This is a genomic window from Methylobacterium sp. JK268 (genome assembly GCF_054052225.1).
Window position 1 is genome coordinate 44381 of the sequence record NZ_JBSVZN010000040.1, and the last position, 19044, is coordinate 63424.

The following is a 19044-nucleotide window of genomic DNA, read 5'->3' on the forward strand; positions in this document are numbered from 1 at the left end:
AACACCCGCTCGCCCCTCGTCACCCTGCCAGCCGCACCGAGGCGACGATGGTGCTCGGCCCGCGGCGCGACCTGCAGCAGACCCCGCCCACCACCTACGCCCGTTTGCAAGCCTGAGAACCCGCACGCGTCACGACGAGGCGGGTTACTGTTCAAGTGAGCGAGTGGGATAACCTCAATACGCCCTCCTTTATGAACCGTCCCGGGATTTCCGGAGGCTCCAACTCTCGAGAGGATGGAGCCATGAGGAAGCATACACCCCCCTTCTCGCCTGAGGTCCGCGAGCGGGCGGTCCGGATGGTGCGGGAGCACCAGGGCGAGCACAGCTCGCAATGGGCGGCGATCCAGTCGATCGCCGCCAAGATCGGCTGCTCGGGCGAGACCCTCAGGAACTGGGTGCGGCAGTCCGAACGGGATCAGGGCCTGCGCGCTGGGCCGACCACGGATGAGGGCGAGAGGATCAAGGCGCTCGAGCGGGAGAACCGTGAGCTGCGCCAAGCCAACGAGATCCTCAGGAAGGCGTCGGCCTATTTCGCCATGGCGGAGCTCGACCGCCGGTCTCGGACATGATCGCGTTCATCGACGACCATCGAGAGGTCTACGGGGTCGAGCCGATCTGCAGGGTGCTGCCGATCGCCCCGTCGACCTACCACGCCTATGTCGCCCGGCGCGCCGACCCCGGCCGGCTGCCAGCGCGGGCCAAGACCGATGCGGCGATGATGGGCGAGATCCGGCGCGTGCACGAGGCGAACTTCGGCGTCTACGGCGTCCGGAAGGTCTGGCGGCAACTCGCCCGAGAGGGGATCGTGGCCGCCCGCTGCACGGTGGCGCGGCTGATGCGGACCATGGGCTTGGCGGGGGTGGTGCGAGGACAGACGGTCCGCACCACCATCCCCGATCCGGCGGTGTCTTGCCCCCTCGATCGGGTCAACCGCCAGTTCCAGGCGCCGCGCCCGAACGCCTTGTGGGTGGCGGACTTCACCTACGTGGCCACCTGGAGCGGCTTCGTCACCGTGGCCTTCGTCATCGATGCGTTCGCCCGCCGGATCGTCGGCTGGCGGGTGTCGCGCACCGCGCACGCCAGCTTCGTGCTCGATGCTTTGGAGCAGGCGTTGCACGAGCGCCGCCCTGTTCAAGGGGGCGGGCTCGTGCATCACTCGGATCGTGGGTCGCAATACCGGGCTCTCCGGTACACGGACCGGCTGGCGGAGGCCGGGGTGCAACCTTCGGTCGGCAGCGTGGGCGACAGCTACGACAATGCCCTCGCCGAGACGATCAACGGCCTGTTCAAGGCTGAGGTGATCCACCGGCGCGGTCCCTGGCGCAGCTTCGAGGCGGTGGAGTTCGCCACGCTCGAATGGGTCAACTGGTTCAATCACCGCCGGCTGTTGGAGCCGATCGGCAACCTGCCTCCCGCTGAAGCGGAAGCGCGCTACTATGCTCAGGTGCAGGAGCCAGCCCTCGCCGCCTGACCCAAGCCAAACAGCCTCCGGGAAAACCGGGGCGGTTCATTATGCAGCTCGTATCCCACCTATAAAGGCGCCAACCTCACGGCTGAGAGTGGACGATCCTTGCGCCAGCTCAGCTGCAGCTGAGAGAACTTGCTCAGCAGCTGATCCTGTCTGCGTTGCCGCCTCGCGCACGCTGTCGATGTTGCGCGACACTGCATCCGTGCCTCGCGCGGCCTGCGCGATGGTCCGGGCGATCTCTTGAGTCGCCGCCTGCTGCTCTTCAGCCGCAGCCGAAACCGTTGTGGCGATCTGGTAGACCTCCTCGATCGTCTGGCCAATCCCGCGGATCGCCTCCACAGCATGTCCGGTGGCAGTTTGGATCTGCGTGATCTGCGCCGAGATATCCTCGGTTGCCCGCGCCGTCTGGTTGGCGAGTTCCTTGACCTCCGCAGCCACAACCGCAAAGCCTCGCCCAGCCTCCCCTGCACGCGCCGCCTCGATCGTGGCGTTCAGCGCGAGCAAGTTTGTCTGCCCCGCGATGCCACTGATCAAGGCTGCCACGTCCCCGATCTTCTGCGCGCTCTGGGCGAGTGTCTGGACCGTCGCGTTCGTCCGCTTGGCGTCATCAAGCGCCCTGCCGGCTATCGCTGAAGACTGGGCAATCTGAGCCCCTATCTCGCTGGCCGAGGCTGCAAGCTCCTCGGTGGCCGCTGCAACAGCCTGAACGTTCGCCGTCGTCTGGTTGGCGGCCGTGGTGAGCCTGTCCGACTGCTGACTGGTGTGCTCGGCGGTCGTGGTCATCGCGCCGGCAGTCGTTTCCAACTCTGACGCTGAGCGGGCAAGCGCCTGAACCAAGCCGCTCACCTTGGCGTCGAAGCGCTCGATGAGTTCAGCTGTCGCATGCGTCCTGCGCGCCGTCATGTCGGCCGCCGAGGCAGTCAGCTGCTCCCGGTGCGCGCGCTCGATCAGCGCATTCTTGAACACTGCAAGCGCGTTGGCGATCGCGCCGATCTCGTCCTTCCGCTCCGTTCCTGAAACCATCACGGCGGTCTCCCCGGTCGCGAGACGCTCAACGGTCAAGGTCAAACCGGCAAGAGGCCTCGCCACTCGGCGCACCACGATGAGAGCGGCGCTCGCCGCAGACACAAGCCCCAGAAGGAACAAGGCGAGCTGCGAGGCAAGGCTCCACAGGGCTGCCTGACGCACAGCTTCGGTGTGCAGCTCACTCGCTTGACCAGCCGCGTACATCACTTGCAAGAGGGTTCCCAGCTGCGGCGTCGTCGTCCCAACCCACTGCGGCGTCGTGAGACCGTACTTGCCACCCTCGTCGCTTGCCTTGCGCATCTGGTCGGCGAGATTGCGGAACCCGGTGAAGTAGTCCTCCCTGGCCCTTGCCATAGCCCGCGTGATCGCCGGCGACGTCGCAGCATCGGCCGTCAGGTTCTCGAGCTGCTGCCAGAGCAGGTCGACCCGCGACCGTATGGCTGCGTTCTCCGGGATCCGCTCGGCAGGAAGTGGCGCGGCTGCGGAGATGGCCGAGGCGATGTTCGAGCGCTCCATGCCTGCGATGTCGCGCATGCGCCACCCAAGCTCCTTGATGATCGCAAGGCGGGCCAGACTTGGATCGCTGGTAGCTGCATCATGGAGGGCGGCAAACCAGACCTTCAGAGCAGCGTTCACCGAGGCCGTGATAGCCGGCACATAGGATTTACGCAGAACCTCGTCGCGCTGATCGCGCGGGAGCTTCAGGGCGTCGTCGGCCTGCCGACGCGCCTGATTGGCGGCATTCACGGCCGTGCTGAGGTCCTGCAGCAGGGCTTGCTTGTTGGGGAAGTCGAACCTTTCCAAGGCCGTCAGACCGATGTCGAAGTTCTGCCGTACAGCAAGGCGTCGTCGCTCGACTTCATCCAGGACTTCGACGCTCGCGGGCGCCGGCGCCTGAAGTCCATTGTTGGTGGCAAGGCGCTCCATGAGCACTTCGAAGAGGCCCGTGACGAAGCGATTCGCGCCGGCGTCGAACTCCTGAGCTGCCTGGGCCGATCGGTAGCTGTGCCACGCATCCAAGCTTTGACGGCCATCGGCGAAGAGCAGCAAGCCTGATAAACCCAAAATAGGAGCTAGCAGGGCCGTTTTGACCGACCTATTAACTCGTACATGGGTCATCTCGGTTCTGCCTTATAAAGCGAGTTGTGGCGAAATGTGGATTGCCAGGTGCGCTGACGCTCAGGTTTCGGCTGGGAACAACAGAGACGCAGCCTGACCCGGAATACAGTATCGTGGAATCATGAATACTTTCATAAATACAGGTTCGACTTTTTCACCAACTTCAACATGTAATCTGCAACTTGTGAAACCGTGGGAAGGTCATTTAGATCTTTTGCTCTATACAATCGGCCTATCGGAAGGCGATGAGATTAGGCCGCGGTGATTAGATCCTTCGAGGATGGCGCGCACCACGACACCGCGCGAGGCGCTCTCTGGTTCTCACTTTGACCGCTGGATCCGGAGCATACCTCTCGCGTCTCTCAGGTCGTGTTCCGCCGCTTCAGTCGCTGGAGCCAGAAGGGCGTGTGGTGGCGCCTCCGAGGCCATGGCCGACGATCCCGACTTCGAGGACCTGATCGTCGACTCGACCATCGTACGCGCTCACCAACATGCGGCGGGCGCGAAAAAAGGGGGTCTGATGATCCCGCGCCCTCCGATCAGGCGCTCGGCCGGTCCCGCGGCGGCCTGAGCACCAAGATCCACTTGGTCGTCCGCGGTCTGGGCTGTCCGGTCCGGTTTGCCCTGACGGCGGGCCAGCAGGGCGACGCGCCACAGGCTGAGGCTCTGCTTGTGGATCTCCCTGCTGCGGTGGTGCTGGCCGATGCGGCCGACGATGGCGACCGGCTGCGCCAGGCGATCGCCGCCAAGGCCGCCAAGGGCCTGATCCCGGACAATCCCTCACGAGCCAAGAAGTATGGTCTCGACGCGGCCCTCTGCACCGAGCGCCACCTGATCGAGTCCTGCGTTGCCAAGCTCAGGCAGTTCCGGCGCGTCGCCACACGCCACGAGAGAACTGCCCGCAACTACGCCGCCGTGGTCACCATCGCCGCTATCGTCGTGTGGCTCCGGTAAGTGTCCGCAGCGCCTGGAGCATTTTCCGACGAAGTGGATACCGGTTCGTCGTAGAAAATGCCTGAAAAGCAAAGACCTAGAGCAGTGTCCGATTGCAACGTGATCGGATGCTGCCCTAGGCCACCATCGGCGTGTGGGTGATCCTGGCGGCCTGATCGGCGACAGGCGCCAGGGCGATGCTGTGGCGGCTCTCCGACGAGCCTGCCTACCTCGTCAACAACGCGCTCGGGATTGCTCGAATACGTGGTAAACTTCCTGATAATTCACTGCATTCTCGGGGTTGTCCCGGGTCTATCGAGAGCGCCACCATCCCGAAATTCCCGTTCGTCCCCGAGGTCTCCGCTTGGCCGGGATCTCCGCCCGGACGGGAGCGCAGCCGTCCCGGGAGCAGCGTGGCGCCGTTGACGGCGGCGTGACCGTCGAGGCACGCGCCCGTCTCCGGAGGCAGGGCTCGCGGACGACGCACTACCGCTCGGACGACGGACGAAGCTGCCGCAGCCACTCGTCGAACTGCGCGCGCAACTCGGCGACGGCCTGCCGGTGCAGGTCGGCGTCCTGCTCGGCGCCGTAGCCGGGCGGCCGCGTGTCCCTCACCTCGCCGATGATCTCATCGGCCATCGTGGCGAAGTCGTCCGCGAAGCCCGGCTCGTCGACCAACCGGCGCAGCAACCGGAAACTCAGGCTGGCGAAGGCATTGGCCGCGACGGCGCCGAACAGCGCCGCGGCCCGGTGGATATCCGCCTCGTCTCGATCCTGCTGCTCGGCCATCGTCGATCCATTCCTGAGGCTGCCGCGTCGACACGCGGGGGGTGAGGTTGACGACCCGCAGGCGCCCGCGCCGACCCGAGAGCCTCGTCCCGATCCGCCACCTATGCCATGTAGCTCGACCAGAGCCCGTTTCGGAACAGCAGGCCGGGATCGTAGCGACGCTTGGCCGCCGCGAACGCGTCGAGCCGCGGATAGGCCAGGGCCAACTGGTCGCGTCGGGCATGCAGGCGGTAAGGCAGGTAATAGGACCCGCCGAGCGCGATCACGCGGTCGACCAGCGTCTCCGTCAGGCGCATCATCGCGACGTCGTCGCCCGGGGTCAGCCCCTGCGAGAAGGACATCACGGCGGCGATCCGCGGGGTCGGAGCGTAGGCGAGCAGCGAATCCGGATCGGCCGCCACGTAGCGCGAGGTGATGTTGAGGCAGTCGCAGCCCGAACCCGGGATCGTCTCGCGGCACGCGGCCAGGAACGCGGTCAAGCGGTCGGGCGGAACGAAATACTCCTGCAGGATGTCGGTGCGGCCGCGATCCGTCGACGCAAGGTTCGCGACCGGCTCGCTCATCAGGCTGTTGCGGGTGGCGATCCCGGGATTCACGGCCGGGCTGAGGCGGGTCTCGGCAAGCCAGCGCGCGCGCTTCCCCAGCTCAATGCCCGTCTGGGCGCGGTAGATCTTGCGCGTGAGGGGCGTGAACGCCCCGTGCGACGTCGCCGCGGGCAGAACCGTCGGTTGCGGATCGGCGATCGCGTAGGTGACCAGGATCGCCTCGTCGAGGAAGCCGGCCCGCGCCACCGAGAGCCGCCCGTAGGCCATCCGGACTCTCGGATCCCGCAGGACGCAGGCCGCGAAGGCGTCGGCCCAGCGGTCGGCGGGGAGGACCGCGTGGGTCGGGGCCAAGAGGACATTCGGCACCATCTCCGTGTCGAGGTCGATGACGATTCCGAACAGGCCATATCCCCCCATCGCCGCCCGGAAGAGGTCGGCATTCTCGGAGCGCGAGCAGGTCACGAGGCTGCCATCCGCCAGAACGAGGCGGATCGCCCGGACGGTGGAGCCGAAAGGACCCAGCGGCACGGGCCAGCCATGCGCGTTGACGCTGAACGTCGACCCCACCCCGAAATCGCTGTTCGACTGCATCACGGCTGGCGAGAACCCGATCCTGTCGAGCTGCCGGATCACCTGCGACCAGCGCGCGCCCGCCCCGACCCGGTAGGTGCCGCCGACGGTGTCCGTCTCGATCGGGCCGCCGTCGAGGGTCAGGGCCGTCCCATCCCGTGCGAGGCTCTGGCCGCCCATGGAATGGCGTGCGACCCCGACAGAGACCGGCCGCCCGGCGGCGGCGGCGTCCCGGAGCTCGGCCCGCACGGCCGCCACGAGGGCATCGCCCGTCGCGGTCGGGAGCACGGCGTGACGCGCCACCGGGGTCGGATTGAGGCCGCTCGCGTCGTTGAGAACCATCCGCGGCGCAGCACTCGCGCGCAGCGGCAGCAGAGCCGACGCCAGAACGGCGCCCCCGCCCTCCAGGATCGCGCGTCGGCTCGGGAGAGGAGAGGTCATGGCGGCCGTCTCTGTCGCGTCTGCGTCGGCGCAGCCCACCAGGACCCCGCCCCATCGCGATCCTGGGACGGCCCCTGCACGGCCGGTGTGCGCTGGCGCACGACATGACGTAAGGGAATAGCGCGGAGCGTCTGCAAGGCCTCGGGCGGGGCGGTTCGGCGGGCCGAGGCGGATGGCACCCGGGAGCGGTCGCGAACGTTCACCGCCTGCCGAACCCGGAGTCCCCCGTGCTGTCCCGCCATGCCCCGCCGAGAATGCGCTTCGCCCTCCTCGCGTGTCTCACCCCCTGGGGCCTGGCGGTGCCGACCGGGGCGCACGCGCAGGAGCGCCCGTCGACCACCGCCATGACGTGCCAGCAGGCGCGGGGCTTGCTGACGGCGCGGGGAGCCGCGGTGCTGGGCACCGGCGGCTCCACCTACGACCGTTACGTGCGCGACCGCAGCTTCTGCGAGCCCACGCAGGCGACGACCAACGCCTTCGTGCCGACGCGCGACAACCCGGAATGCCTCGTCGGCTATCGCTGCTTCGATCCAGGCCGCGACAGGTTCGGCGATGATTAGGATTGGCCCTGGACCGCAGGCCCGCTCCGCGAGCGCTCACCCCATCGGCACGACGGCACCGCGCTCCTCCCGGAGGCGTCTCGTGATCGGCGGCGCGATCCTTCTCGACGCTGGCGGCGGCGCAACGGTCGGACGTCAGAGGACGACAGCGACCCGTGCCCGGGCCCGACGCTGGGCGCCTCTCTCCCGCCGAGGCCAGAACGTCGACACGTCGCCGGATGAAGCACGGGTTTCTCCTCTTCCCGCATGCGGGGACGGAGCGTCCTCACCCCCCGACGTGGGAAACCTCTAGCCCCCTCTGGAGCATCGGATCCCGCGACGATATCGAGGACCGGATACACCGATCGCACCTCGTATCCTCGTACCGGGAGACGGCCGCGCACCCGCGACGGGCGGGAAAGCCGGTGACGAACAGCCACGCGGTCCCTCCCGATCGAGCGGACCGCATCTCACGCCTCTGGCCAGCCGCGAAACAGCGGCTGGCCCTGGTCGGTGAGCGCGGCCAGCGCCTTGCGCAACTCCGGGACGTCGAAGGCCGCGAGGCGCTCCATCAATCCCGCCTGCGTCTTCTCCCAGAGCGGAATCGCCTGGAGCAGGAGGGCGCGGCCCTCCTCGGTGAGCTGCGGGCGGCGAACGCGCCGGTCGGCCGCGTCCACCTCGACCTGCACCAGGCCCCGCCGCTCCAGGGGCTTCAGGTTCGCGGTGATCGTCGTGCGGTCCATGGCGAGACCCTCGGCGAGTTCGCTCAGGGTCGCCGGCTGCGGCCGCGTCAGCATCATCATCAGGGCGAATTGCCAGCTCGACAGGCCGAGCGAGCGGAAAGCGGCGTCGGAGTGTCGGCCGAGGCTGCGGGCCGCGCGCTGCACGCTGAAACACACGCAACTCCGCCCGATCGCCGCGACCATCGCCGGCGTCAGCGCGATTGTCTCCGTCATGGGTGATCCGCCTCCTCCCGATTTGTTGACATCCATCATAGGAAGCCGCCGCTCCGCGCGGTAGAGCGCCGCGACGATCCATCAAGCCAATGAGTTGATATCAACTGGTGTGCGCTGGCGCACATCGGGCCGCCCCGATCGTTGATATCAACGCTTCATGCCGGGCTGGCCGGGCGGCCGCTGAGGCGACCGCCGCGAGCCTCGGTTTCGATGGAGATCCGCCATGACCCTTCGTGTCGCTTCCGCCGCCCTCCTGGCCCTCGCGCTCGGCACCGCCGCCGCCCCGGCGCACGCGCAGGAGCGCACCTTCCGCCTCTGGGGCTACGAGCTCGTCGCCCCGAACGCGCCGGCCCGCACGGACGCCCTGGTGACCGGCTCGGTCGCGGCCCCGGTCGAGACCGCCGCGAGCGCGCTGCCGGCCCCGCGGGCGCATCGCGGCGCCCACCATGCCCGGGTCGAGCAGCCGGCGCGCTGAGCCGCCGGTCCCTCAGCGCCGGCCGGGCCGGTCCTTGCGGATCGGCGCGGCCGAGGCGGGGCGGCGCGACATCACCTTCGGCAGGGGCGCGCGCCGCGCGGGCGGCGGGGGCTCCGCGGGGGTCGCGAGGTCCGGATCGGGCGGCGGCTCCGGGAGCCGGGGCGCCGCCGGCGCGGTCTGCGCCAGGGCGTGGGCCAGGACCTTCTTCATCGCCCCGGGCAGCGGCTCCTCGTCGAGGTGCCGGCGCGGCGTGAAGCGCATGCCGTCCGGCGGCTCCGTCCCGGCCGAGACCCGCGCCAGGAACACCGTCAGTTCGAGCGGGAAATGCGTGAAGGTGTGGCGCACCACGCCCGGCAGCCGCTTCCAGCGCGCGTCGAGCGGCGCATCGAGGAGCCCCCGCGCCGGATCGTAGTCCGGCGTCCAGGGACTGGTCGGCGGCTCCGCCATGCTGCCGAGGAGCCCCTCCGGCGGCCGGGTGCGCAGCAGGATCGCCTCGTCCCCCGCCCGCATCGCCACGAAGGCCGCCCCCCGTCGCAGGATCCCGGGTTCCTTGCGGATCTTGCGCGGGAAACTCTCCTGCAGGCCCTCGGCTCGGGCGCGGCAGGGGAGCATCCAGGGGCAGAGCGCGCAGGCCGGCCGCTTGGGCGTGCAGATCGTCGCGCCGAGATCCATCGCGGCCTGCGCGAAGTCGCCGGGACGGTTCGTCGGCACCAGCGATTCGGCGAGGCGCCGGATCTCCGGGCGCGCGGCGGGCAGCGGCGTCTCGACGGCGAAGAGCCGCGCCATCACACGCTCGACGTTGCCGTCCACCGCCGCTTCCGGCCGGTCGAAGGCGATCGCCGCGATCGCGCCCGCCGTGTAGGCGCCGATGCCCGGCAGCTTGCGCAGGCCCTCCGCATCGTCCGGGAAGCGCCCGGCGGCGGCCACCGCCTTGGCGCAGGCGTGGAGGTTGCGGGCGCGCGAATAGTAGCCGAGGCCCGCCCAGGCGCTCATCACCGCCTCCTCGGGCGCCGCGGCCAGGGCCGCCACCGTCGGGAACCGCGCCAGGAACTTCGCGAAGTAGGGCTTCACCGCCGCCACGGTGGTCTGCTGCAGCATCACCTCCGACAGCCAGACCCGGTAGGGATCCGCACGCTCGCCCGGCAGGGCGCGCCAGGGCAGCGCGCGCCGATGGCGGTCGTACCAGACCAGCAGGTCCTCGGCGTGGGGCTTCGCGGGCGTCGCGGCGGGCGCTACCATGCCGTCCCGCTTAGCCGGTTTTCGCGGCGCTGAGGAGGAGGTCTCCCGGCGACCGCGGAATCCGACGCGGCGGGCCCGCCCGGCAACGAATCCTTGAAGCCGGCGTGGTCCTGTGGCCGTCTCGCGTTCCGGCCCTTCCCGGCTCCGACAGGTCCCGTCTGCCCATGGCCCGCCCCAAGCCTCTCAGCGAACTGATCGAGCGGTCGCTGGGACCGGTCTTCGCCGCGCAGGGCTTCGCCTCCACCGACATCCTGGCCTCCTGGCCGGAGATCGTCGGGGAGCGCCTCGCGGGCTTCTGCCAGCCGGAGAAGTTCGAGTGGCCGCGCCGCCGCGGCGCCCGCGGGAGCGACGCGAAGCCCGCCCCGGGCACGCTGGTGGTGCGGGTCGAGGGCGCCTTCGCGCTCGAACTCCAGCACCTCGCGCCGCTGGTGATCGAGCGGATCAACCGCCATTACGGCTTCGCCTGCGTCGGCCGCCTGACCCTGCGCCAGGACCGGATCCTGCGCGGCGGCCGGGGCCGGGCCGCGGCGCCGAAGCCCGCCCTCGACCCCGCGCGGCGCGGCGAGGTGGCCCGGGCCGTCTCGGCGATCGGGGAGGATCGCCTGCGCGACGCCCTCGACCGGCTCGGCATCGCCGTGATGACGCCCCGCTGACGGGCCGCGGCGACACCGCGGCGCCTTGCCACGAGATGGCCGCGATTCTACCGCTCCGGGTCTGGACCCATCGGCTCGTCTCGGAGAACGTCCCATGATCACCCGGCGCGATGCGTTGACGCTCACCGGTTCGGCCCTCGGTGCCGCCCTGCTGCTGCCCCGGCTGACCCTCTCCGCCCTCGCCCAGAGCGCGTCCCCGGACGCGCTGATGCAGCCCGGCCCCCTCGGGGACGTCTGGCTCGGGCCGGCGGAGGCCAAGTGCACCATCATCGAGTACGCCTCGATGACCTGCTCGCACTGCGCCGCCTTCCACAAGGGCACCTACCCGGCCCTGAAGGAGCGCTGGATCGACACCGGCAAGGTGCGCTTCACGCTGCGCGAGTTCCCCCTCGACCCGCTCGCCACCGCGGCCTTCATGCTGGCGCGGGCCGACGATTCGGTGCGCTACTACCCGGTCACTGACCTGCTGTTCGACCAGCAGCCCGCCTGGGCCTTCGCGCCCAAGCCCCTCGACGCCCTCGAGCAGATGATGAAGCAGGCCGGCTTCTCCCGCGAGAAGTTCGAGGCGACGCTCAAGGACCAGAAGCTCTACGACGCGATCAACGTCGTGAAGGAGCGCGGCATGTCGGCGTTCAAGGTCTCGGCGACCCCGACCTTCTTCATCAACGGACAGAAATTCTCCGGCGAGCTGTCGATCGACGGTATGGAGAAGGTGATCAGGCCGATCGTCGGGGCGTGAGGCTCGGAGCGGGACGGGGAGCGGGGCGATGACGACACGACGGCAGGTCTTTCGTCTGGGCGGAGCGGCGCTCGGGGCCGCCCTCGTCGCTCCGAGCGCCGTGCGCGCCGAAGGTGCGGCGCCCGAGGGCCTGATGGATCCGGGTCCCCTCCCGGACCTCTGGCTCGGTCCGGCGGAGGCCAAGGTCGCGATCGTCGAGTACGCCTCCCTGACCTGCCCGCACTGTGCGGCCTTCCACCGCGAGACCTGGCCGGCCCTGAAGGCGCGCTTCGTCGATGCCGGCCAGGTGCGCTTCGTGCTGCGCGCCTTCTGCCTGAACGGGCTCGACGTCGCAGCCTTCATGGTGGCGCGCCGGGAGAACGGCGCGCGCTACTACCCGCTGACCGACCTCCTCTTCGACAAGCAGGCGGATTGGGCATTCGCGCAAAAGCCCCTGGAGGCCCTGGACACGCTGCTGCGGCAGGCGGGGATCGGCCACGACGATGTCGCCGCCACGCTCAAGGACCAGGCGCTCTACCAGGCGGTGAACGCCTCCTGCGAGCGCGCCGAGACCTCCTTCGGGGTCGACTCGACGCCCACCTTCTTCGTCAACGGGCGCAAGCACGAGGGCGAGACCTCGATCGAGGCCTTCGCGGACCTGATCAAGGCGGCGGGCGGCGGGTAGCGTTGCGGCGGCGCGCGCGGTCCCGTCGCGAACGGTTCCCATGAAGCTCACCCGCCTGCGCATCGTCGGCTTCAAGACCTTCGTCGACCCGAGCGAGTTCCTGATCGAGCCCGGCCTCACCGGCATCATCGGGCCGAACGGCTGCGGCAAGTCGAACCTCGTCGAGGCCCTGCGCTGGGTGATGGGGGAGAACTCGCACAAGAGCCTGCGCGCCTCGGGCATGGACGACGTCATCTTCTCCGGCTCGGGGGGGCGGCCCTCGCGCAGCCACGCGGAGGTGACGCTGAGCCTCGACAACGCCGCCCGCACGGCGCCCGCCGCCCTCAACGACGCCGACCTGCTGGAGGTGATGCGCCGGATCGATCGCGGAGCCGGCTCCACCTACCGGATCAACGGCCGCGAGGTGCGCGCCCGCGACGTGCAATTGCTGTTCGCGGACGCCTCCACGGGCGCGCGCTCCCCCGCGATGGTGCGCCAGGGGCAGGTGGCCGAGATGATCGCCGCCAAGCCCCAGGCCCGCCGCCGGGTGCTGGAGGAGGCGGCCGGGATCGGGGGCCTGCACGCCCGCCGCCACGAGGCCGAGCTGCGCCTGCGCGCCGCCGAGGAGAACCTGACCCGGGTCGAGGACGTGCTCGGGGCGATCACCTCCGGGGTCGAGTCGCTGCGCCGGCAGGCCCGGGCGGCCGAGCGCTACCGGCAGATCGCGGCCGAGATCCGCCGCCACGAGGCGCTGCTGCACCTGATCGCGCACCGGCAGGCGCGCGCGGAGGCCGCGGCGGCCGAGCGGGAGGTGGCCGCCGCCCTCGCCCGGCTCGCCGCCGCCCAGGCCGCGCAGACCGAGACCGCCACCGCCCAGGCGGTCGCGGCGGCCGCCCTGCCCCGCCTGCGCGAGGCGGAGGCCGCGGCCGCGGCGGCCCTGCAGCGCCTCACCCATGCGGCGGCGGCCCTGGAGGCGCAGGAGCGCCGGGCTGCCGAGCGGCTGCGCGACCTCACCCGCCGCATCGCCGATCTGCGGCGCGACGCGGACCGCGAGCGGGCGACCCGGGCGGATGCCGCCGCGAGCCTCGCGCGGCTCGACGCCGAGGAGGCCGCGCTGATCGGGGAGACGGACGGCCCCGAGGCCGGCGCGCAGGCCGAGGCGCGGGTCGCGGCGGCGGAGGCGGCGCTCGCCCGCGCCGAGGCCGCGCTGGCGGCGGCGCAGCGGAGCGCGGCCGAGGGCCAGGCGCGACGGACGGCCCTGGAGCGGGCCATGCGGGAGGAGCGCGCCCGCGCCGACCGCCTCGCGGCCGAGCGCGGGCGGATCGCCCGCGAGCGCGAGGCGCTGCGCGACGAGGGTGCCCTCGACGGCCCGCGCGAGGTCTTCGCCGAGGCGCGGGAAGCCGCCGAGGCCGCCGAGGAGGAGGCCGCCTCCGCTCGCGATGCCCTTGCGGCTGCCCGCGACGAGGAAGCGCGGGCGCGGCCTGCCCTCGCCGCGGCCGAGCGCGAGGCCGCCCGGCTCGATGCCGAGGAGCGCACCCTCGAGACGCTGCTCGCGCCCGCGAGCGGCCTGCGCTTCCCGCCGCTCCTCGACGCGCTCGCGGTGGCACCGGGCTACGAGGCGGCCCTGGCCGCCGCCCTCGGCGAGGATCTCGACGCACCCCTCGACCCGGCCGCGCCGGTGCACTGGGCCGGCGCCCCGCCGGATCCCGGCGATCCGCCCCTGCCCGACGGGGTGATGCCCCTCGCCCGGGTGGTCTCCGGGCCGGCGGCCCTGGCCCGCCGCCTCGCCCAGGTGGGACTCGCCCCGCGCGGGGAGGCCGCCGCGCTCCGTGCGCGGCTGCGCCCCGGCCAGCGGCTCGTGACCGTCGAGGGCGATCTCCACCGCTGGGACGGGTTCACGGCGGCGGCGGAGGCGCCCTCGGCCGCGGCCCGCCGCCTCGCGGAGCGCAACCGCCTCGACGCGCTGCGCGGCCGGGCCGCGGAGGCGCGCGACGCCCTCGCGCAGGCCCGCGCCGCGGCGGATCGCCTGCAGGAGCGGGTGCGGGAGGCCGCCGCCGCGGAGGCGCGGAGGCTCGACGGCGCGCGTGCGGCCCGCCGCGCCCTCGACGCCGCCCGGATCGCCCTCGCGGCGGCCGAGACGCGGGCCGCCGAGGCGGCGGTGCGGCGCACCGCCCTCGCCGAGGCGGCGGACCGCCTCGCCGAGGAGGCCGAGGAGGTGGCGGGCCGGATCGAGGCCGCCGCGGAGGCGCTCGCCGCCCTGGCGGATGGGGCCGAGGCCGAGGCGGCTCTGGCCGCGGCCGGCCGCGAGGCCGCCGCCCGGCGCGGGGCGGCCGCGGAGGCGCGGGCGCAGGCCCTGGCGCTCGCCCGCGCCCGCGAGGAGCGGGACCGGCGCCGTGCCGGTCTCGCCGAGGACAGGGCGCGCTGGCGGGAGCGGGAAGCCCGCTCGCTGGCCGCCCTCGACGACCTCGCCGGGCGCCTCGCCGAGGCCGAGGAGGAGCAGGCGGAACTGGCGGAGGCGCCCGACGCCTTCGTGCGGGAGCGCCACCGCCTCGCCGGCGCGACCCGGGAGGCGGAGGCCGCGCGGCGCGCGGCGGCGGACCGCCTGGCCGAGGCGGAGGCCGGCCTGGCTTCGGCCGATGCCCGCGCCCGGACGGCCCTCGACGCCCTCGCGGAGGCGCGCGAGGGCCGGGCCGCCGCGGTCGCGGCGCACGAAGCCCTGGCGCGGCGCCTCGGCGAGATCGTCCGCGGCATCGCCGAGACCCTCGATTCGACCCCCGAGGGGCTCGTCGCCCTGGCCGGCCTCGCGCCGGGCGCCGACCTGCCACCGGCCGCCGCCGCCGAGGCCCGGCTCGCCGCCCTCAGGGGCGACCGCGACCGGCTCGGCGCGGTGAATCTGCGCGCCGAGGCGGAACTCGCCGAGGCGGAGGGACGGCGCGACGCCCTCGGGCGCGAGCGCGACGACCTCGTGGAGGCGATCCGCCGCCTGCGCGGCGCCATCGCGGCCCTCAACCGCGAGGGGCGCGAGCGGCTGCTCGCGGCCTTCGCGGCGGTGAACGGCCATTTCGAGCGGCTCTTCACCACCCTGTTCGGCGGCGGGACGGCGGAACTGACGCTGGTCGATTCCGAGGATCCCCTGGAGGCCGGCCTCGACATCCTCGCCCGCCCGCCCGGGAAGAAGCCGCAGACCATGACGCTGCTCTCGGGCGGCGAGCAGGCGCTGACCGCCATCGCGCTTATCTTCGCGGTGTTCCTCACCAACCCGTCGCCCGTCTGCGTGCTCGACGAGGTCGACGCCCCCCTCGACGACGCCAATGTCGAGCGCTACTGCGACCTCCTCGGCCGCATGGCCCGGGAGACGGACACCCGCTTCCTGGTGATCACGCACAACCCGATCACCATGGCGCGGATGGACCGGCTGTTCGGGGTGACCATGGCCGAGCGCGGCGTCTCGCAGCTCGTCTCCGTCGCCCTCGCGGAGGCGCAGGCGCTCGCCGAGGCGGTGTGAGGGCGGCTCGGCCGTTCCCAATCCATAAGGCAAAACAACCACTTATGGCACCATCACGGATCCTTGACTCGCTCCCGGGGCGAAACTATGGTGCGCCCGCTCGAAGGGGGCACCCGGGCCGGATCTCTCCGCCCTTCCGATGCGGGGTGGCGCGATGACCGGCACCGAACCGCGGAACGGGGGCGGCGACGAGCGCGGTCCCGCCTCGGAGAGCGATCTCTCCGCGAGGCTCAAGCGTCTCGAACAGCAGATCGACCGGAAGCGGCCGCCCGCCGCTCCCGATCCGTCGTCGCGTTCGCGGACGGGCGAGCCCTCGCAGCTCGGGCGCGCGCTACGCCTCTCGACGGAGTTCGTGTCGGGCGTCCTGGCGGGCGGCCTCCTCGGCCTGGGCTTCGACCGCCTGTTCGGCACCAAGCCGTGGGGCATGATCGTGCTCGTCCTGCTGGGCTTTGCGGCCGGGGTGATGAACGTGATGCGCGTGTCGGGGTTCTTCGGGCCACGGACGTGAGAAAAACGACACGGGGACTTGATCATCGGGTGGATGCCGTGCATCCGCCTGCGCGGGTCAGGTGGCACGCGGATGGCCGCGGGGCCTGAGCGACACAGAGGGGCGGGACCGGTATGGCCGTGAAGTTGGATCCGATCCACCAGTTCGAGCTGAAGCCGCTGGTCTCGTTCGGGCATATCGGCCACCAGCAGATCGCCTTCACCCAGTCGGCGCTCTACATGTTCGCCGCGGTCGGCGTGATCGCCCTCCTGACCATCGTCGCGACGAGCCAGCGCTCGCTGGTGCCGGGGCGGATGCAGTCCCTCGCCGAGACCTTCTACGAGTTCATCGCCTCGACCGTGCATCAATCGGCCGGCCACGGCAGCGAGCGCTTCGTGCCGCTCGTCTTCTCCCTCTTCATGTTCGTGCTGGTGCTCAACCTGTTCGGGATGATCCCCTACACGTTCACGGTGACGAGCCACATCATCGTCACCTTCATGCTGGCGCTCGTGGTGATCCTGACCGTGGTGATCTACGGCTTCATGGCGCACGGCCTGCACTTCCTCGACCTGTTCGTGCCCCCGGGCGTCCCCGGCTGGCTGAAGCCGCTGATCGTGACGATCGAGGTGGTGTCCTTCATCTCGCGGCCGATCAGCCTCTCGGTCCGTCTCTTCGCCAACATGCTGGCCGGCCACATCGCGCTCAAGATCTTCGCGGGCTTCGTGCCGGCGCTGCTCGCCGCCGGCGTCTGGGGCATCCTCTCGCCGCTGCCGCTGGCCCTGTCGGTGGCCATCACGGCCCTCGAGCTGCTGGTCGCGGCCCTGCAGGCCTACGTCTTCGCGACGCTGACCTCGATCTACCTCAGCGACGCGCTCCATCCCGGCCACTGACGGCCGGTGCCTCCCGGCCGCCCGGCCGGGACCTCTGCCCTCCCCACCCCGGTTCGCCGTGTCGCGGCCGGATCCCACCAGCCAGACGACCAGACGACCTCAGGAGTACTCAGATGGATCCCGTTGCTGCGAAGTACATCGGCGCCGGTCTCGCCTGCCTCGGCATGGCGGGCGCTGCCGTGGGCCTCGGCAACCTGTTCGGCCAGTTCTTCGCGGGCGCCCTGCGCAACCCCTCCGCGGCCGACAGCCAGCGCGCCAACCTCCTCCTCGGCTTCGCGCTGACGGAAGCGCTCGGCATCTTCTCGCTGCTCGTCGCGCTGCTGCTCCTGTTCGCGGTCTAAAGCCGCGCGGCCCGGGCGTCCGGCGCCGACGGCCCGCGCGGCCGCGGCCCGGCGCCCGCCCTCCCGGGCGCCGTGCTCCCCTGGCGGGGCGCGGCGGCCGCTTCGCTCCCGCCGGCCGATGGGCCGGCGCGATGCCCTTCCAGGCTCCCGCACTCCCGGACGACACGATGGCGCAGCCCACTCCCCATGCCGGCCTGCAGGAAGGCCTGATCCACGAGCCGGCCTCCGAGCATGGCGGCGGATTTCCCCCTTTCCAGAGCAGCACCTTCGCGTCGCAGATCCTGTGGCTCGCCATCACGTTTGGGCTGCTCTACTACCTGATGTCCCGGGTCGCGATCCCGCGCATCACCAGCCTGCTGCACGAGCGCCAGACGCGTCTCGCCGCCGACCTCGACGAGGCCAGCCGGATGAAGACCGACGCGGATGCCGCCCGCGAGGCCTACGAACGCTCCCTGAAGGAGGCGCAGGACAAGGCCAAGGGCATCGCGCAGGCGACCCGCGAGAGCCTCGCTGCCGAGGCGGAGGCCCGGCGCAAGACGCTCGAGGCCGACCTCGCCGCCAAGCTCGCCGACGCCGAGGCGCAGATCCGCACCCGCACCGCGAGCGCCATGGGCAATGTCCGCGAGATCGCCGCCGATGCCGCCGCGGCGATCGTCGAGCGCCTCGTCGGACAGGCGCCCGACCGTGCCGCCATCGAGGCGGCCTACGACCGCACCCAGACCGCGCACTGAGCCGGAGGACCCGACGATGATGGAACCGGAATTCTGGGTCGCGGTCGCGTTCGTGATCTTCTGCGGCATCGTCTGGAAGGCGGGCGGCTTCGACCAGATCATCGGCGGCCTCGACCGCCGCGGCGAGCGGGTGCGCCGCGAGCTGGAGGAGGCGCGCCGCCTGCGCGAGGAGGCCGCCGCCGTCCTCGCCGATTACCAGAAGCGCCGCGCCGAGGCCGAGCGCGAGGCCGAGACGATCGTCCAGAACGCCCGCGCCGAGGCCGAGCGCGCCGCCGCCGAAGGGCAGGCCCGCCTCAACGAGTTCGTGGAGCGGCGCACCCGGGCCGCCGAGGCGAAGATCGCGCTGGCGGAGACCCAGGCCGCCGCCGAGGTGCGGGCCGCCGCCGCCGAGGCCGCGGTGCGCGTCTCCGAGACGATCCTGCGGGAGAAGGTGACGGGCGACGCGGCCCAGGACCTGATCCGCCGCAGCCTCGGCGACATCCGCACGCGCCTGCGGGCCTGAACCAACGGCCCGCACCTTCTTCGCCCGCCATTCGTCAAGGAGAGCTGCCCTCGGGCGGCTCTCGTCGTTTCAGGGCCGAGCCCGCCGCCCATCGCTCTCGGGCCGCGGCTCCCGGGTCGCCGGTCCTCCGATGTCCGTTGATGGCGCGGCGATGCCGCGCCTCGCACGGCGATGCGGAGATCGGCTTCGATGAGGAGACGCCGGCCTGTCCGACGGCCGGGTCGGCTCGTCGCCCACGTCACTTCCTTCTGTCCCGGCGGCGGCAGGGTCGGCGGAGGGACATCCGGACACGGGGAGCCCTATGCGCGACGCCGGCATGTCGCGCCTCATTCCCGGAAACGGACGAGGCTGGCGGCGAGCGCGAGCGCCGCTCGGGCCGTGATGCGGGGCGGCTTCGCGAGGATCCCGTGCCAGGGATGCGCCGAGCGGCAGGCCCGATGGCTGCCGGGTGGC

Annotated in this window: 18 protein-coding genes and 1 other annotated feature; of the genes, 13 read left to right on the forward strand and 5 right to left on the reverse strand. The window is 71.6% G+C overall.

Annotation, left to right across the window (positions count from 1 at the left end; translation table 11 throughout):
- Positions 1–242 precede the first annotated feature (242 nt).
- A protein-coding gene (locus ACW9J6_RS30410; RefSeq protein ID WP_457120017.1) for an IS3 family transposase occupies positions 243–1471 on the forward strand; the annotation gives its coding sequence in 2 pieces (ribosomal slippage) (positions 243–537 and positions 537–1471; 1230 coding nt in all).
- Positions 524–640, forward strand: a sequence feature (AL1L pseudoknot). It overlaps the preceding gene by 117 nt.
- Positions 1472–1510: 39 nt before the next feature.
- On the opposite strand, the gene ACW9J6_RS30415 is transcribed toward ACW9J6_RS30410, so the two are convergent.
- Positions 1511–3544 carry a methyl-accepting chemotaxis protein gene (locus ACW9J6_RS30415; protein ID WP_457120018.1) on the reverse strand — a complete coding sequence of 678 codons (2034 nt, stop codon included), beginning with the start codon at positions 3542–3544 and terminating at the stop codon, positions 1511–1513.
- 474 nt (positions 3545–4018) lie between these two features.
- On the opposite strand from ACW9J6_RS30415, the gene ACW9J6_RS30420 reads away from it, so the two are divergent.
- On the forward strand, positions 4019–4567 hold the full coding sequence (locus ACW9J6_RS30420; RefSeq protein WP_457120019.1) for an IS5 family transposase: 549 nt from the start codon (positions 4019–4021) through the stop codon (positions 4565–4567).
- Positions 4568–5032: 465 nt separating this feature from the next.
- On the opposite strand, the gene ACW9J6_RS30425 is transcribed toward ACW9J6_RS30420, so the two are convergent.
- Together ACW9J6_RS30425 and ACW9J6_RS30430 are read right to left on the reverse strand one after the other, a co-directional pair.
- Positions 5033–5335, reverse strand: a complete 303-nt coding sequence (locus ACW9J6_RS30425) for a hypothetical protein (RefSeq protein ID WP_457120020.1) — start codon at positions 5333–5335, stop codon at positions 5033–5035.
- 101 nt (positions 5336–5436) lie between these two features.
- The gene (locus ACW9J6_RS30430; protein ID WP_457120021.1) at positions 5437–6891 is read right to left on the reverse strand and encodes an FAD-binding oxidoreductase; all 1455 of its coding nucleotides are present in this window, start codon (positions 6889–6891) and stop codon (positions 5437–5439) included.
- A 254-nt stretch (positions 6892–7145) separates the two neighbouring features.
- Here ACW9J6_RS30430 and ACW9J6_RS30435 point away from each other — a divergent pair, with 254 nt between their 5' ends.
- Positions 7146–7451, forward strand: a complete 306-nt coding sequence (locus ACW9J6_RS30435) for a hypothetical protein (RefSeq protein WP_457120053.1) — start codon at positions 7146–7148, stop codon at positions 7449–7451.
- A 449-nt stretch (positions 7452–7900) separates the two neighbouring features.
- Here ACW9J6_RS30435 and ACW9J6_RS30440 read toward each other — a convergent pair whose 3' ends face one another.
- A complete protein-coding gene (locus ACW9J6_RS30440) occupies positions 7901–8386 on the reverse strand; it encodes a MarR family winged helix-turn-helix transcriptional regulator (protein ID WP_457120022.1) in 486 nt (161 codons plus the stop codon).
- Between the two features lie 223 nt (positions 8387–8609).
- Between ACW9J6_RS30440 and ACW9J6_RS30445 the strand changes: the two genes are divergently transcribed.
- Positions 8610–8861 carry a hypothetical protein gene (locus ACW9J6_RS30445; RefSeq protein WP_457120023.1) on the forward strand — a complete coding sequence of 84 codons (252 nt, stop codon included), beginning with the start codon at positions 8610–8612 and terminating at the stop codon, positions 8859–8861.
- A 12-nt stretch (positions 8862–8873) separates the two neighbouring features.
- Here ACW9J6_RS30445 and mutY read toward each other — a convergent pair whose 3' ends face one another.
- On the reverse strand, positions 8874–10100 hold the full coding sequence (mutY, locus tag ACW9J6_RS30450) for an A/G-specific adenine glycosylase (RefSeq protein ID WP_457120024.1): 1227 nt from the start codon (positions 10098–10100) through the stop codon (positions 8874–8876).
- 164 nt (positions 10101–10264) lie between these two features.
- On the opposite strand from mutY, the gene ACW9J6_RS30455 reads away from it, so the two are divergent.
- The 9 genes from ACW9J6_RS30455 to ACW9J6_RS30495 all read left to right on the forward strand — a co-directional run bounded on the left by ACW9J6_RS30455 (position 10265) and on the right by ACW9J6_RS30495 (position 18591).
- Positions 10265–10753, forward strand: a complete 489-nt coding sequence (locus ACW9J6_RS30455) for a DUF721 domain-containing protein (RefSeq protein ID WP_457120025.1) — start codon at positions 10265–10267, stop codon at positions 10751–10753.
- A 94-nt stretch (positions 10754–10847) separates the two neighbouring features.
- Complete coding sequence (locus ACW9J6_RS30460) at positions 10848–11492, forward strand: DsbA family protein (RefSeq protein WP_457120026.1); 645 nt, start codon at positions 10848–10850, stop codon at positions 11490–11492.
- Between the two features lie 28 nt (positions 11493–11520).
- Positions 11521–12156 (forward strand): thioredoxin domain-containing protein, encoded by a 636-nt coding sequence (locus ACW9J6_RS30465; protein WP_457120027.1) that lies wholly within the window; start codon positions 11521–11523, stop codon positions 12154–12156.
- Between the two features lie 40 nt (positions 12157–12196).
- Positions 12197–15640 carry a chromosome segregation SMC family protein gene (locus ACW9J6_RS30470; RefSeq protein ID WP_457120028.1) on the forward strand — a complete coding sequence of 1148 codons (3444 nt, stop codon included), beginning with the start codon at positions 12197–12199 and terminating at the stop codon, positions 15638–15640.
- Positions 15641–15794: 154 nt separating this feature from the next.
- The gene (locus tag ACW9J6_RS30475; RefSeq protein ID WP_457120029.1) at positions 15795–16148 is read left to right on the forward strand and encodes an AtpZ/AtpI family protein; all 354 of its coding nucleotides are present in this window, start codon (positions 15795–15797) and stop codon (positions 16146–16148) included.
- A gap of 113 nt (positions 16149–16261) precedes the next feature.
- Positions 16262–17017, forward strand: coding sequence for a F0F1 ATP synthase subunit A (locus ACW9J6_RS30480; RefSeq protein ID WP_457120030.1), 756 nt, complete (start codon positions 16262–16264; stop codon positions 17015–17017).
- Between the two features lie 113 nt (positions 17018–17130).
- On the forward strand, positions 17131–17358 hold the full coding sequence (locus ACW9J6_RS30485; RefSeq protein ID WP_012336551.1) for a F0F1 ATP synthase subunit C: 228 nt from the start codon (positions 17131–17133) through the stop codon (positions 17356–17358).
- A gap of 167 nt (positions 17359–17525) precedes the next feature.
- Entirely contained in the window at positions 17526–18089 is a 564-nt protein-coding gene (locus tag ACW9J6_RS30490; protein WP_457120031.1) for a F0F1 ATP synthase subunit B, read from the forward strand.
- Between the two features lie 16 nt (positions 18090–18105).
- Complete coding sequence (locus ACW9J6_RS30495; protein ID WP_457120032.1) at positions 18106–18591, forward strand: F0F1 ATP synthase subunit B family protein; 486 nt, start codon at positions 18106–18108, stop codon at positions 18589–18591.
- Positions 18592–19044: the final 453 nt, after the last annotated feature.